This is a genomic window from Methylopila henanensis, assembly GCF_042681025.1.
Classification (GTDB): Bacteria; Pseudomonadota; Alphaproteobacteria; order Rhizobiales; family Methylopilaceae; genus Methylopila; species Methylopila henanensis.
Map to the genome: position 1 here is coordinate 97,965 of NZ_JBHUER010000013.1, position 14,363 is coordinate 112,327.

The window sequence follows — 14,363 nt, forward strand, 5'->3', positions numbered from 1 at the left end:
ATGGCTTCGTATCAGTCTCTCGACATCAAGCGTCGCTCGGCCTCCACCTCGACCCCGCCGGTCGTCCGGTCGACGGGGCTCGAGGTGGCCAAGCTCATCGACGTCTCGAAGTGCATCGGCTGCAAGGCCTGCCAGGCGGCCTGCCTCGAATGGAACAACCTGAAGGAGGAGATCGGGGTCAACACGGGCGTCTACGACAACCCGCACGACCTCACGCCGAACAGCTGGACGCTGATGCGGTTCACCGAGTGGGACAACCCGGACACCGGCAATTTCGAGTGGCTGATCCGCAAGGACGGCTGCATGCATTGCGCCGATCCGGGCTGCCTGAAGGCCTGCCCCGCGCCCGGGGCGATCGTGCAGTACACCAACGGCATCGTCGACTTTGTGTCGGAGAACTGCATCGGCTGCGCCTATTGCGTGAAGGGCTGCCCCTTCAACATCCCGCGCATCAGCCAGGTCGACCGCAAGGCCTACAAGTGCACGCTGTGCTCCGACCGCGTCGCGGTCGGGCAGGGGCCGGCCTGCGCCAAGGCCTGCCCGACGGCGGCCATCATGTTCGGCACCAAGGACGACATGAAGGAGCAGGCGGACCGCCGCATCACGGACCTCAAGTCCCGCGGCTTCGCCAACGCCGGCCTCTACGACCCGCAGGGCGTCGGCGGCACGCATGTGATGTACGTGCTGCACCACCTCGACAAGCCGGAGATATACGCCGGCCTGCCGAAGGACCCGCAGATCAGCCCGCTGGTCGCCGCCTGGAAGGGCGGGGCGAAGCTGTTCGCGCTCGGCGCGATCGCCTTCGCGGCGGTGGGCGCGTTCTTCCACCACACCATCGTCGGCCCCAACAAGGTGACGGAGACGGATGAGGAGAACGCGGCCGATCTGGCGGAGGAGAGCGTCCGTGAGGCGCCCACTCCCGAGACGAGGACGGTCTGATGGCCATCGACATCGAACGCCGCCCGCTGATCGTCGAACGGACGGAAGTGCGCCGCTACGACGCGGCGGCGCGCGTCAACCATTGGATCACGGCGCTGTGCTTCGTGCTCCTGACGCTGAGCGGGCTGGCGCTGTTCCACCCCAGCCTGTTCTTCCTGACCGACCTGTTCGGCGGCGGCGCCAACACGCGCGCCTTCCATCCCTGGATCGGCGTCGTGCTGCTCGCGAGCTTCACCGTGCTGTTCGTGCGGTTCTGGAAGTACAACCTCTGGAACCGCGACGACACCCAGTGGACGAAGCAGATCGGCGACGTGATCAAGGGCGACGAGGAGCATCTGCCGGAGCTCGGAAAGTATAACGCCGGGCAGAAGTTCGTGTTTTGGGGAACGTCGCTGCTGATCGTGGCCCTGTTCGTGTCGGGGCTGGTGATCTGGGACCAGTACTTCCACGGCCTGGTGACGATCGAGGTCAACCGGCTCGCCGCTCTGGTTCACTCGCTCGCCGCGATCGGCGCGATCCTGATCATCATCGTGCACATCTACGCCGGCATCTGGGTCAAGGGCACCGTGCGCGCCATGACCCAGGGCAAGGTCACCGGCGGCTGGGCCTGGCGCCACCATCGCAAGTGGCTGCGGTCCGAGGTGAAGGGCGACGGCGACGGGCGCTGAGCGCGCCGCTGTCGGCCGGACATGGAAGCGCCCGCGTCCGGTTTCATCCGGGCGCGGGCGCCGACGTCAGTCAGGTCGGAAAACCGCGGCGCGTTGCCCGCCGCGGCTCCGAACGTCCGGATCAGAGACCGAACGGATAGTTCCGATGCGCGTTGTAGAGCGCGCGGCCCTGCTCCTCGAAGAACGCCTCGAACTCCTTGGCGAAGCGGGCGAAGACGTCGGAGAGGCTGAAGCCGGAGACGGCGTGGGCGAGAGCGGCCATGATGTGCACCTTTCGTCGTAATCTGCGGCTCGAGAGCCGCGTCGTTCGGTGAATGGTATTTGGCATACCAGAAGGCCTTATTGAACCTTCGTCTAGGCATGGCTGGCCTGTCTCCGCCGCAACGCAGCATGAAAGAGTTCTTAATCGCGCCGACCGAGGCGACGGCCGCGGACGGAAGCGCTACTCATGGGCGGGGAGGCGCGGCGTCCCGAGGCGGGCTGACCGGACCGGGACGCCACGGTCGGCGTAAGCCTTAAGCCCGGAAGAACCACAAAGGCCGGCGCCCGGACGCGCGGCGGAATGGAGCATACGCATGGCGGGCCCCGCCTCGATCGAGCCGACGCCCATCGACATCGGCGCCGTCGCCAAGCCGGACTTCGCCGCGCTTCCCGACGCCGGCCGGATGTTCGCGGCCCGGGCGGCGCGCTTCGCCGAACTCGCTCCGGGCCATCCGCTCGAAGCCTATCTGCGCTTTCTCGCGGAGCTGTCGGAGGCCCAGCACGCGGTGCAGGACGACCTCCCGGCGCCGGAGGGTCCGAGCGCGGACGCCCTGGAGCGCGCCTTCGAGTTCGGCATGCCGCCGCTCGACCGTTCGCGCTTCGACATCGGGGATGTGGCCCATCTCACCTTTGAGCGGCTGCTGGAGCGCGCGCGGGCCATCGCCATGCCGGAACCGGCCGCCGCCGCCCGCGATCGCCTGATCGCCGCCGGGCGGGAAGGGCGTGAGGCGCTGATGACCGACGCGCTCGAGACCTCGGCCGGGTTCGAGACGCTCGCCGAGCATGTCTTCGCCTCGGCCGCGCTTCAGGTGCATTTCGCGCGCCTCGCAGGCTCGCTCGACGCGGCGCGGCTCGCGAGCGTCGGCGTGGGCGCCTGCCCGTGCTGCGGCGGTCCCCCGGTGTCGAGCCTGGTGGTGAGCTGGTCCAAGGCCCACGGCTCGCGCTACGTCGCCTGCGGACTGTGCGGGACGCTGTGGAACCACGTGCGCATCAAATGCGTCGCCTGCGATTCGACCGAGAAGATCGCCTATCAGGCGCTCTCCGCCGACGGCGAGACGCTGACCGGGGAGACGGCGCTGGAGGCGCGGCGCGACGAGGCTCCCATCAAGGCCGAAACCTGCGACACGTGCGGGCTTTATGTGAAGATCCTGCATCAGCACCTTCAGCCTTCGCTCGATCCGGTGGCCGACGACGTCGCCTCGCTCGGGCTCGACCTCAAGGTGCGGGAGGCCGGCTGGGCGCGCGCGGCTTTCAATCCCTATCTTCTGGGCTATTGATCCCGGCGACGGGCTTTGCTCCGCTCGGAGCGAGCCCGCGCAGGAGCCCGGCCGCAAATGACCGACGACCAGCCCGCCCTTCCGCCGCTTCCCTCCGTCGACCGTGTGCTCGCCGCCGACGCCGCGCGGCTGGCCGCCGAGCGCTTCGGGCGGCGGGCCGCGACGCTCAGCGTCCGCGCGCGGCTCGACGAGTTGCGCGGGCCCTGGCGCGCCGGCGCGCCGGTCGACGTATCGACGGACCGGATCGCGGCCGCGGCGCTCGCCGCCCTCGAGGCGGCCGACATGCCGAGCCAGCGGCGCGTCATCAACCTCACCGGCACGGTGCTGCACACCAATCTCGGCCGCGCGCTGCTTGCGGAGGAGGCGGTCGCCGCCGTCGTCGCGGCCATGCGCAGCCCGACCGCGCTGGAGTTCAACGTCGGCGACGGCCGGCGCGGCGAGCGCGACGACCACGTCCGCGGCCTGCTGCGCGAGCTCACCGGCGCGGAGGACGCCGTCGCGGTCAACAACAACGCGGCCGCGGTGCTGTTGACGCTGAACTCGCTCGCCGAAGGCCGCGAAGCGGTCGTCTCGCGCGGCGAGCTGATCGAGATCGGCGGCGCGTTCCGCATGCCCGCCATCATGGCCCGCGCCGGCTGCCGGCTGGTCGAGGTCGGGACCACCAACCGCACCCATCTCGCGGACTACGCCGAGGCGATCAGCCCCGACGCGGCGCTGCTGATGAAGGTGCATCCCTCGAACTACCGCATCGAGGGCTTCGTGAAGGAGGTTCCGGCGAAGGCGCTCGCGCCGCTCGCGCGAGAGCGCGGCGTGGCGCTGGTCGACGATCTCGGCTCCGGCGTGCTGGTCGATCTCTCGGCCTACGGGCTTCAGCGTGAGCGCACGGTGCAGGAGGCGGTCTCCGACGGCGCCGACCTCGTCACCTTCTCCGGCGACAAGCTGCTCGGCGGCCCCCAGGCGGGGCTTGTGGTCGGCCGCGCGGATCTCGTGAAGCGGCTCGCGAAGAACCATCTCAAGCGCGCGCTGCGGCTCGACAAGCTGCGGCTCGCGGCGCTCGAGGCCACGCTGAAGCTCTACCGCGATCCCGACCGGCTCGCGGCGCGCCTGCCGACGCTGATGCTGCTGACGCGCCCGGCGCAAGCGCTGAAGGCGCAGGCCGCGCGGCTCCGGGACGCCGTCGCGCGCGCCGCCGGACCGGACTTCGTGGTCGAGGTGGTCGACGCGGCGAGCCAGATCGGCTCCGGCGCGCTGCCGCTCGCCACCATCCCGAGCGGCGGCCTCGGCGTCGCGGCCGTCGACCCGAAGCGTTCCGGCGCCGCGCTGACCGCGCTCGCCGCGGCGTTGCGCCAGGCGCCGACGCCGATCATCGGGCGCATCGCCGACGACCGGCTCGTGCTCGACCTGCGGGGCCTCGACGACGAGGCCGAACTCGCCGCGAGCCTCGCCGCGCTCGCCGGCGCCCAAGCGGAGGCCGCGGAATGACGAGCTGGTTCGAACGGCTGCTGTCGCGCTTCAGTCCTCCTGGCGGCCGGGAGCGGTCGGAGGACGACGACGTGGCCACGCAGATGGAGGACGCCTACGACGCTGCAGAGCTTGGCGACCACGCCACCGCGGTCGCGTTGTGGCGTCCGCTGGCGGAGGCCGGCGTCGCGCGCGCGCAGAGCAATCTCGGCGCCTGCTACGCCGAAGGGCTAGGCCTCGAGCGCGACCCCGAACTCGCGGCCGAATGGCTGATCCGGGCCGCCGAGGCCGGCGACGCCGTCGGCCAGCGCAACCTCGCGGCGCTGCATTTCAAGGGCGAGGGCGTGCCGCAGGACGACGTGGCCGCGCTCGAGCTCTATTCCGCCGCCGCCGAACAGGGCGACGCCGCGGCGCAGGACATGCTGAGCTGGATGCTGCTGGAGGGCCAGGGCGCGCCCGCCGATCCCGTCGCCGCGCGGCGCTGGGCGCTCGCCGCCGCCGAGGCCGACGTCGCGACCAGCATGACCCGGCTCGGACTGATCGCGCACAACGCGCTCGGCATGGAGCGCGACCCGATCGAGGCCGCGCGCTGGTGGTTCGAGGCCGCCCGTCGGGGCGACGCCGACGGCCAGGCCATGCTGGGCGCCGCCCTCCATCTCGGCCAGGGCGTCGAGCATGACGACCGCGCGGCGCTGGTCTGGCTGCTGCGCGCCGACGCCGGCGGCAGCGCGCTGGCGGCGCCTTTCCTCGGCCCCGTGCGCGCCGAGCTCTCCGCCGAAGACGCGGCCCGCGCGGAGGAGGCGGCGGCGCGGCCGATCGCGCCCGAGCCCGCGGCGTGATCGTCGGAACCGCCGGCCACATCGACCACGGCAAGACCGCGCTCGTGCGCGCGCTCACCGGCGTCGAGACCGACCGGCTGAAGGAGGAGAAGGCGCGCGGGATCTCGATCGATCTCGGCTTCGCCTATTCGCCGCGCGCCGACGGCGCGGTGCTTGGCTTCGTCGACGTGCCCGGCCACGAGCGCTTCGTACGCCACATGCTGGCCGGCGCAAGCGGGATCGACCTCGTCCTGCTGGTGATCGCGGCCGACGACGGCCCCATGCCCCAGACCCGCGAGCATCTGGCGATCGTCGATCTGCTGGGGGTCGGCCGCGGGATCGTGGCGCTGACTAAATGCGATCTCGTCGACGACGAGCGCCGCATGGCCGCGGAGATCGAGGCGGCGGCGCTTCTGTCCGGGACGGGGCTCGAGGGCGCGGAGATCGTCCCGGTGTCCGCGGTCACGGGCGAGGGCGTCGCCGACCTGTCGGCGAAGCTCGACGCGCTGCGCGCCGAAACGCCGGAACGCAAGGCCGAGGGGCGGTTCCGGCTTGCGGTCGACCGCTGCTTCACGCTCGCGGGCGCCGGCGTCGTGGTCACTGGCGCGGTGCGCGACGGGGTTGTGCGCGTGGGCGACGCCGTCGTGGTCTCGCCGTCGGGGCTCGAAGCGCGGGTGCGCGCGATCCACGCCCAGAACCGTCCGGCGGAGGAGGGCCGCCCCGGCGAACGCTGCGCGCTGAACCTGTCGGGCCCCGGCGTCAGCAAGGACGCCATCGTCCGGGGCGACGTCGTCGCGGCCGCCGAGCTGCACGCGCCGACCGACCGAATCGACGTCGAGCTCCGCCTGCTGCGCGACGAGCCGCGCCCGCTCGCCATGTGGACGCCGGTGAAGCTGCATCACGGCGCGGCCGAAGTCCCGGCGCGGGTGGTTCCGCTCGAAGGCGACGCGCTGGCGCCCGGCGCGACCGGCCTCGTCCAGCTCGTGCTGGAGCGCCCGATCGCGGCGGCCGCGCTCGACCGTTTCGTGCTGCGCGACACCAGCGGCGCCCGCACCATGGCGGGCGGCCGCATGCTCGACCTGCGCGCGCCCGCGCGCCGCCGCCGTTCGCCGGAACGGCTCGCGCAGCTTCGCGAACTCGGCCGGGAGGACCATGCGGAAGCGCTGCGCCGCCTGCTCGCCGCGCCGCCGCACGCGATCGACGCCGAGGCCGTGCTGCGCGACCGCAACGTCGCGCCCGACGAGGCGAAGCGCATCCTAGACGCGCTCGGCGTGACGCTGCTGCCCGCCGGCCGTTCCGGGACGATCGCCGTCGCGCCCGCCATCTGGTCGGCCTTCGTCGCGGACATCGAGGCGAAGCTCGGCGCCCACCACGCCGAGAATCCCGATCTGCAGGGCATGGGCGCCGAACGGCTGCGGCTGTCGGTCGAGCCGCGGCTGCCGGGGCCGGCCTTCCTCGCGGCGCTCCGCAACCTCCAGCGCGCCGGCGCGATCGTGGTCGAGGGCGCCTGGGCGCGGCTGCCGGGGCACGAGGCGCGGCTCGCGCCGGTCGACGAGGAGCTGTGGGAGGCGATCGCGCCGAAGCTCGGCGGGGAGGAGCGCTTCCGCCCGCCGCGCGTGCGCGATCTCGCGACCGAACTCGGCGAGGACGAAGCCGACGTGCGCCGGGTGCTGAAGCTGCTCGGGCGCTCAGGCCAGGTCGACGAGGTGGCCCACGATCACTTCTTCCTGCGCGAGACCGTGGCCGAGATCGTCGACGTCGCGGAATCCGTGGCGGTCGCGGAGCCGGCCGGCGTCGTCACCGCCGCGCGGCTGCGCGACAGGCTCGACAACGGCCGCAAGGTCGCCATACAGATCCTCGAGTTCCTCGACCGTCACGGCGTCACCATCCGCCGCGGCGACGAGCGGCGGATCAACAGTCGCCGCCGCGACCTTTTCCGCCGCACGGCGCTGACGGAGCGGGTCGAGGCATGAACGGTCCAATCGCAGGACCGCGCACGGAGGAGAAGCGTCCCCGGTGGGGCGGCCGGCCTTCAAAGCCGGAGGGGGCCGTTCGCCGGCCTTCGGTGGGTTCGACTCCCACTCTCTTCCACCAGCTTCTCCCCCTCGCCGTCGCGCATTCAAAGGACATGATCCGATGACCGGCCTCGCACGCCCCGCCGTCCTCGACACGCTGCAGAACGCGGCGCTTGCGGCCGACGCCGAGGAGAAGCGGTTTCGCGCCGAGGTCGCGGCCGGGATCGAGACGCGCGAGGCCGCGCGGCGACACGCCTTCCGCCGCTACGCCTTCCTGAAGGCGCTGGTCGCGGCCGACGCCGCGGCGCCGGACCGCGAGGCGTCGCGCGCGGCCCAAGCGTCCGCGGCGGCCGGCGAGTTCGAATGGGAGGAAATCGACGGCGCGCGCCGCACGGTGATCGACGCGCTCCGGCCTCTCGCCGACGCGGTGCACGACGCCCGGCTCGAGGGCCAGGGCGCCGAGGCCGGCGAGCGCGTGCTCGCGGCCTTCGCGGCTTTCGAGGCTTGGCACGAGGCCGAGCGCGGCCGGCCCTTCGCCGAGGTCTTCGACCGCTACGTCCAGGAGACCCCGCTTGTCGACTTTTGACGGCCTCGATTTCGACGACTGGGTGAAGGCCGCCTTCGCCGACACCGGCGGCTTCACCGCGCTGGTGGTGCTGGTGGAGATCACCGAACGCGACGCCTCGCCGGCCGCCTCGACCTTTTTCCACGTCATCGGCGACGAGGTCGAATGGAAGGCGGTGCGCCGCCTGTTCGCCTCGGCGCCGGGTTCCTGGGACGGCGCGGCCTTCTTCATCGCCACCTCCTCCGAAGGCGGGCCGATGGAGGAGCCGCTGGCGCGGATCGAGCTCCGGCGCGTCGAGCAGATGATCGACGACGACCGCCTGGCGCTGAACGAGGGCGCGTTCTTCGACCGGCGCGGGCGGCGCCTGCGGATCGACGAGGACGAGGGCGCGGCATGAGCCGCGCGGCGGACGCCTTCGATCTCTGCGCGGAGCCCGGCCTCGCGGCGCTCGAGACCGCGCGCGCGACGGCGGCGGCGCTGGCGCCGAGCCCGGTCGGCGTGGAGGAGCTGCGGTTCGCCGCCTTGCGGGGGCGCGTCACGGCGTCGACCGTGATCAGCCCCGCGCCGCTGCCGCCGTTCGATCATTCGGCCATGGACGGCTATGCGGTGGCCGATCCCGGCCGGCTGCGCCACCGCGTCCGCGGCCGGCTCACGGCGGGCGGGCAGGGCGCGCCCGAGCCGCTCGCCCCCGGCGAGGCCGCGCGCATCTTCACCGGCGCTCCCCTGCCGCCGGGCGCCCTTGCCGTGGTGATGCAGGAGCGCGTCGTCCGCGAGGGCGACGACATCGCGCTCACGGCGGCGCTTGAGGACGGCGCCAATGTCCGCCGCCGCGGCGAGGACGTGGCGGCCGGGGACGCGCTGGTTCCGGAGGGCGTCACGCTCGACGCCCGGCATCTCGCGATCCTCGCGGCCTCCGGCGTCGAACGCGCCGTCGTGCGGCGCAAGGTGGTGGTGGGGCTGCTCTCCACCGGCGACGAGCTGCTGGAGCACGGACGTCCGCTCGCGCCCGGCCGCATCCACGACGCCAACCGGCCGATGCTTGCCGCGATCCTCGATCGGCCGGCCTATGAGGTCGTCGATCTCGGCATCGCGCCGGACGATCCCGCGGCGCTCGCCCGGCTGCTGGAGGAGGCCGGCGCGCGATGCGACGCGCTGGTGACGAGCGGCGCGACCTCGGTCGGCGACGAGGACCATCTCGCCGCCGCGGTGGCCGCCGCCGGCGGCTCGCTCGGCCTCGCCAAGGTCGCGCTCAAGCCCGGCAAGCCGATCGTCGTCGGGCGGGTGGGGCGCGCCGTGCTGGTCGGCCTGCCCGGCAATCCGTTCGCGGCGCTGGTCGGGCACATGCTGATCGGGCGCGTGGCGCTGGAGCGGCTCGCGGGGCTGGACGTGAAGCCGCTGGCGCCCCTGACGGCGGTCGCGGCGTTCGAGCAGCGCGGGCCCGGCGGCCGCACCGAGTTCGCCCCGGCCCGTCTCGCGGGCCGCAACCCGTCCGGTTTGCCGATCGCCGAGAAGCTCGGCCGCGGCGGCTCGGCCCGGCTCGCGCCGCTGATCGCGGCCGACGGGCTCGCCGTGATCCCGGCGGGGCGCGAGGAGGTCCGGCGCGGCGACCTCGTCGGCTTCCTGTCGTTCGAGGCCGCGCTCGACGTGTGAAGCGGCGCCCCAGACCTCGGGCGCAAAAAGAAACGCCGCCCGGGGCGCGGGCGGCGTTGCGGAGGCGGTGAGGTTTGGAAAGTCGCCGTTAGAGGGGTTTTGCGCCTTCAGAACGGCGCTGGGCCGGAACCGGTTCCCGCGCCGCGCAACTTTTTCTCGGTTCAGGCGCCGGCGGTCGCCGCGTGTTGCGGAGAGGCCGGAAGTTTCGCGAGCATGGCGAGCAGCGCGCGGTCGTGCATCACCACGTTGCGCTCCTTGGCGGAGAGCCAGGCGCGGGCGTCCTCGAGCGTCTCGGCCTCCGACAGCTTGGCGGCGGCCATCACCCGGTCCGGCTCGATCTGGCCGCGCGGCCGCCGCTCGACCGCCGGCAGCATGCGCTCGTGCTCGCGCAGGAAGTTCGGGTCGTCGTGAAGCAGCGCGAGGCCGTCGACCTCGTCGGAGCCCGCCTCCGCGAGCCGCCGGCCGTTGGCGCGCGCCGCGGTCGCGATCTCGGGGATGTTGGTCTCCTCCGGGATCAGCAGCAGTCCGAGCCGCTTGAGCGCGAGGCCCGAGCCGAGATGGCCCGAGGCCCAGGACAGCGGGATCGCCATCAGCAGGCCCGCGATCGTGGGCGACATCCAGCCGGCGAGCGAGGGCGCGATCAGCAGCGCGGTGACGAGCGTCACGACGCCGAGGACCGTGTGCCAGCGGTGGCGGCGCACGATGTCGGCGAAGGGGATCGAGCCGTCGTCGCGGCGCTGCGGGTTCCAGCCCGTGGCCTTGCCGGCGAGGATCTGGAACACCGAGCCGGACTGCACCAGCATCATCACCGGCGCGATCAGCGACGACATCACGATCTCGATCGCCGACGAGATCACGATGCGGAAGAAGCCACCGCCAGCGCGCCGCGAGGGGCCGTGCAGCAGGTGCACGATCAGGCCGAAGATCTTCGGCGCGATCAGGATCGCCATCGTGGCGCCGAAGAGCTGGAGCGCGCGCTCGGCGTCGAACCGCGGCCAGGCCGGGAACAGCGAGAACTCGTCGGTGAAATACTCCGGGCGGATGAAGTTCGCCTGCAGGGCCAGCGCGAGGCCGCAGAGAAGCATGAACATCCAGAACGGCGAGGCGAGGTAGGAGAAGATGCCGTTCAGGAAGTGGTGGCGGCTCAAGGGGTGAAGCCCCCTGGTTCCAAGCAGGGCGGCGTGCTGCAGGTTGCCCTGGCACCAGCGCCGGTCGCGCTGGCCGACGTCGATCAGCGAGGGCGGGCTTTCTTCGTAGGAGCCCTCGATCCGCGGCAGCATGTAGACCGCCCAGCCCTTGCGCCGGATCAGCGCCGCCTCGACGAAGTCGTGGCTGAGGATCAGCCCGCCGAAGGGCGGCTTGCCCGGCAGGTCCGGCAGGCCGGCGCCTTCGGCGAAGGCCTCCATGCGGATGATGGCGTTGTGGCCCCAGTAGTTGCCGTCGCGGCCGTACCAGACCGCGATGCCGGCTGCGATCACCGGCCCGTAGACGCGGCTCGCGAACTGCTGCAGGCGGGCGAACAGGGTGTTGCGGTTTATGACGAGCGGCAGCGTCTGGATGATGCCGGCGTCCGGGTCGGCCTCCATCGCCGCGGCGAGCGCGATCACCGCATGGCCCGTCATCAGGCTGTCGGCGTCGAAGATCAGCATGTGCTCGTAGGCCCCGCCCCAGCGGGTCACGAAATCCTCGATGTTGCCGGCCTTGCGGCGATGGTTCTTGGCCCGGTGGCGGTAATAGATCCGCGCGTCCGGCCCCATCTGCTCGCGCAGCAGCAGGAACGCCTTCTCCTCGGCGATCCAGACGTCCGGGTCGGTGGTGTCCGACAGCAGGAAGTAGTCGAAATGGGCGCTGAAGCCGAGGCGCTCGATGTCCTGGGCCACCGCCTGCACGGCTCCGAACACGCGGCTCGGCTGCTCGTTATAGATCGGCATCACGACCGCGGTCCGACTCGCGAGCGTCTCGGGCAGGTCGGGCGTCCGCAGCGCGGGGCGACCGACCAGCGCGGCGAATCCGATGATCGAGCTCGCGAAGGCGAGCGCGATCCAGGCGAAGTTGATGACGAACAGGCCGAGCAGCGCGCCCTTGAGCAGGGTGACGCCGCCGACCTCGACGACCCCGTACATCTGGATCGCGCCGGCCGCCGTCACGGAGACCGCGACCGCGAAAACGATCAGGCGGCTGAGATAGGGCGTGCGCCAGCCGCCGGGGTTCCTCAGCGGCCGGACGTCGGCTTTCGACCAAGCCTTGAGCGGCTGGGTCGGCATCGCGATCGGGCTTTCCGGCGGCAGCGCCGCGGGCGTGTTCGCGGCGTTCGGGTCGAAGGCGGGCTCGCGCTCGCTCATGCGGTCCATCGGTAGAGCCAGGTTTCGGAAATCGGCTTGCCGTCGGCTTCGAGCACCATCCTGAGTTCGCACAGGTCCTCGTTGCCGGGGTCGAGGTCGAAGGTGACGCGGTAGCCCTTGATCTCCGGATTGGGACGGCCGACCACGTCGCGGATCTGCCCGACCGATGTGGCGGTCATGGGGCGGATCGCGCCGGCGCGGTTCGGGTCCGCGACCGCCTCGCCCGTGAAGTCCACGACGAAGCGCCGCCGTCGGCCGCCGGCCGAGCCGGTCACGGTCGCGGCCGCCACCGCGCCGCCGGGCCGGTCCGGCGGGCTCCAGCACCAGTGCAGGCGGTAGGCGCGCGAGAACTGCTCGCCGGGCTTCAGCGGCGCCTTCGGCCGCCAGTAGGCGACGATGTTCTCGTTGACGTCGGCGTCGGTCGGGATCTCCAGGAGCTGGAACTGGCCGTCGTCCCAGTCGCCGATCGGCTCGACCCAGACGCTCGGCATGCGGTCGTACCGGCGGTTGAGGTCGTTGTAGGCGGGGAAGGCGCGCTGGCGCTGCAGCAGGCCGAAGCCGCGCGGGTTGCGGTCGCCGAACACGCTGATCTGGAGCTCCGACGGATTCGTCAGCGGACGCCAGACCCATTCGCCGCCGCCGTTCCAGATCTGCAGCCCGTCGGCGCGGTGCGCCTCGCCGCGCACGTCGTCGACGCCGACGCGGTCGTTCGGGCCGAAGAAGTACATCGACGTCATCGGCGCGACGCCGACGTGGCGCAGCTCCTCGCGCGGGAACAGCGTGAACTCGACGTCGATCACGGTGATCTCGCCGGGGCGCAGCGTGAAGCGGTAGGAGCCGGTGACCCGGCGGCTGTCGAGCAGCGCGTGGACCACGACGCTGCCGGCGCCGGGGTTCGGCCGCTCGACCCAGAGCGAGCGGAACAGCGGGAACTCCTCGCCGTCCGCCTCGCCGGTGTCGATCGCGAGCCCGCGCGCGGAGGTGCCGAGGATCTGGCCGCGCGCGAGCGCGCGGAAGATCGTCGCGCCCTGGAACAGCGCGAACTCGCGCAGCTCGTCGGCTCTATCGCCAGCCGCCTTGACGCTGGCGCCCGAGAATGGAAACGGCTTGTCGGCGGGCGGGGTCGGCGCGCGCCCGAAGTCGAACCAGGACGGATCGTTGGCGAGCGGCCGGACCTTGCCGTCCTCGACAAGGCTGATGCGCACGGGCTGGCGGTAGATGAAGCCGCCCGGCAGCAGGTCGAGCGCGAAGCCGCGGTTCTCGCCGCGCCAGAGCGTGCGGTCCTCGCGCATGCGGATCGAGCGGAACACGTCCTGCGGCAGCTCGGCGAAGCCGCTCGGCAATATGTTGCCCGGCGCCTCGAAACCGCGCGTCGCGAGCTGACGCGCGGCCTCGTCCACGGCCTCGCGCGAAAACGGCGCGCCCTCGGCGTAGAGGTCCGGGGGCGGCGGCGGAGGCGCGTCCGGGCGCGGCGCGTCCTGCGCGCGCGCGGCCGCTGAGATCAGGGGCGCGACCAGCGCGCCGGTGACGAAGCTGCGGCGGTTCATGAACGGTGCGCAAGGCGGGCGATGCGGCCCGCCGGATGTCCGGAAGTCACAATGACGAGGGTGGTATAATGCGTCACTCGGCTGCGATTTCCAATGCGGTGGGGCTGAATCTTCACGGCGCGTCGAAACCGCGCGCCCGTCAGGAGCGGCCGATCGGCTCGCCCGTGTAAGCGGTTGTGTCGCACGGGACGCCGTCGGCCAGCAAATCGGCGCAGGCGCGGGCGGCGTCGGCCGCGGTCGCGAACGGCCCGGCGATCAGCTCGACCGCGCCGGACGTGGAGCCGCGCTTCACCGTGCGCGCGGCGAGCGCGGAAAGGGCGCGCGGATAGCGGCCGGCCAGCGCGTTCCAGCGTCGCCGCGCGGCCTCGACGGTCGCCTCCGGGCCGAAGGCGATGGCGAAGGCCGCGGGCCGGCCGGACGCCGCCTGAGGCGTGGGCGCGCCGATCGAGCCGGTGGTCTCCGGCGCCGCCGCCATGGCGATGCGCATCTCGCCGACGCCGCGTTCGAGCCGCGCGAGCCGCTGGGCGAGTTCGTCGCGCTCGGCGCCGATGCGCTTCACCTCGCGGCCGAGCGCGTCGACCGCCGCGCCGTCGAGCGTCGCGACCAGCCGGGTCTGCGATCCCGCCGGCGCGCGCCAGACCGTCACCGCCGCGCAGACGACCGCCGCCGCCATGACGAAGCCCCACGCCGTGGCGGGCGCCACGCGCCCGAGCGAACGGATGGAGATGTCCTGATCGTCGTAGAGGTCCTGGCGCACGTCCCATCCCGCAGCGGGCCGGCGAAACGGCCGGCTCCCGGCGACGATAGCTGAGTCGCGCGG

The 14,363-nt window shown here is 72.5% G+C and carries 13 protein-coding genes and 1 tRNA gene; 10 read left to right on the forward strand and 4 right to left on the reverse strand.

What is annotated here, in order from left to right; genetic code table 11:
- Together fdxH and ACFSCV_RS18400 are read left to right on the forward strand one after the other, a co-directional pair.
- Positions 1-939, forward strand: coding sequence for a formate dehydrogenase subunit beta (fdxH, locus tag ACFSCV_RS18395; protein WP_378801031.1), 939 nt, complete (start codon positions 1-3; stop codon positions 937-939).
- The gene (locus ACFSCV_RS18400) at positions 939-1,607 is read left to right on the forward strand and encodes a formate dehydrogenase subunit gamma (protein WP_378801032.1); all 669 of its coding nucleotides are present in this window, start codon (positions 939-941) and stop codon (positions 1,605-1,607) included. Before fdxH ends, ACFSCV_RS18400 begins: the two co-directional genes overlap by 1 nt.
- A 121-nt stretch (positions 1,608-1,728) precedes the next feature.
- On the opposite strand, the gene ACFSCV_RS18405 is transcribed toward ACFSCV_RS18400, so the two are convergent.
- Positions 1,729-1,869, reverse strand: a complete 141-nt coding sequence (locus ACFSCV_RS18405) for a hypothetical protein (RefSeq protein WP_378801033.1) — start codon at positions 1,867-1,869, stop codon at positions 1,729-1,731.
- A gap of 313 nt (positions 1,870-2,182) precedes the next feature.
- Here ACFSCV_RS18405 and fdhE point away from each other — a divergent pair, with 313 nt between their 5' ends.
- The 8 genes from fdhE to ACFSCV_RS18445 all read left to right on the forward strand — a co-directional run bounded on the left by fdhE (position 2,183) and on the right by ACFSCV_RS18445 (position 9,654).
- Positions 2,183-3,145 (forward strand): formate dehydrogenase accessory protein FdhE, encoded by a 963-nt coding sequence (gene fdhE, locus ACFSCV_RS18410; RefSeq protein WP_378801034.1) that lies wholly within the window; start codon positions 2,183-2,185, stop codon positions 3,143-3,145.
- A 57-nt stretch (positions 3,146-3,202) separates the two neighbouring features.
- Positions 3,203-4,627, forward strand: coding sequence for an L-seryl-tRNA(Sec) selenium transferase (selA, locus tag ACFSCV_RS18415; protein WP_378801035.1), 1,425 nt, complete (start codon positions 3,203-3,205; stop codon positions 4,625-4,627).
- Positions 4,624-5,445, forward strand: coding sequence for a tetratricopeptide repeat protein (locus tag ACFSCV_RS18420; RefSeq protein ID WP_378801036.1), 822 nt, complete (start codon positions 4,624-4,626; stop codon positions 5,443-5,445). Before selA ends, ACFSCV_RS18420 begins: the two co-directional genes overlap by 4 nt.
- Positions 5,442-7,397 carry a selenocysteine-specific translation elongation factor gene (gene selB, locus ACFSCV_RS18425; RefSeq protein WP_378801037.1) on the forward strand — a complete coding sequence of 652 codons (1,956 nt, stop codon included), beginning with the start codon at positions 5,442-5,444 and terminating at the stop codon, positions 7,395-7,397. The genes ACFSCV_RS18420 and selB overlap by 4 nt, the downstream gene beginning before the upstream one ends.
- A gap of 25 nt (positions 7,398-7,422) precedes the next feature.
- Positions 7,423-7,518 (forward strand) — tRNA-Sec (locus ACFSCV_RS18430).
- Positions 7,519-7,560: 42 nt separating this feature from the next.
- Entirely contained in the window at positions 7,561-8,025 is a 465-nt protein-coding gene (locus ACFSCV_RS18435; RefSeq protein ID WP_378801038.1) for a hypothetical protein, read from the forward strand.
- Positions 8,012-8,401 carry a hypothetical protein gene (locus ACFSCV_RS18440; protein WP_271201087.1) on the forward strand — a complete coding sequence of 130 codons (390 nt, stop codon included), beginning with the start codon at positions 8,012-8,014 and terminating at the stop codon, positions 8,399-8,401. The genes ACFSCV_RS18435 and ACFSCV_RS18440 overlap by 14 nt, the downstream gene beginning before the upstream one ends.
- The gene (locus tag ACFSCV_RS18445) at positions 8,398-9,654 is read left to right on the forward strand and encodes a molybdopterin molybdotransferase MoeA (RefSeq protein WP_378801039.1); all 1,257 of its coding nucleotides are present in this window, start codon (positions 8,398-8,400) and stop codon (positions 9,652-9,654) included. Before ACFSCV_RS18440 ends, ACFSCV_RS18445 begins: the two co-directional genes overlap by 4 nt.
- A 161-nt stretch (positions 9,655-9,815) precedes the next feature.
- On the opposite strand, the gene mdoH is transcribed toward ACFSCV_RS18445, so the two are convergent.
- From mdoH to ACFSCV_RS18460, 3 genes are all read right to left on the reverse strand, one after another.
- Complete coding sequence (gene mdoH, locus ACFSCV_RS18450; RefSeq protein ID WP_378801040.1) at positions 9,816-12,005, reverse strand: glucans biosynthesis glucosyltransferase MdoH; 2,190 nt, start codon at positions 12,003-12,005, stop codon at positions 9,816-9,818.
- A complete protein-coding gene (locus ACFSCV_RS18455) occupies positions 11,993-13,543 on the reverse strand; it encodes an OpgD/OpgG family glucan biosynthesis protein (protein WP_378801041.1) in 1,551 nt (516 codons plus the stop codon). The genes mdoH and ACFSCV_RS18455 overlap by 13 nt, the downstream gene beginning before the upstream one ends.
- Positions 13,544-13,682: 139 nt before the next feature.
- On the reverse strand, positions 13,683-14,300 hold the full coding sequence (locus ACFSCV_RS18460; RefSeq protein ID WP_378801042.1) for an SPOR domain-containing protein: 618 nt from the start codon (positions 14,298-14,300) through the stop codon (positions 13,683-13,685).
- Positions 14,301-14,363: the final 63 nt, after the last annotated feature.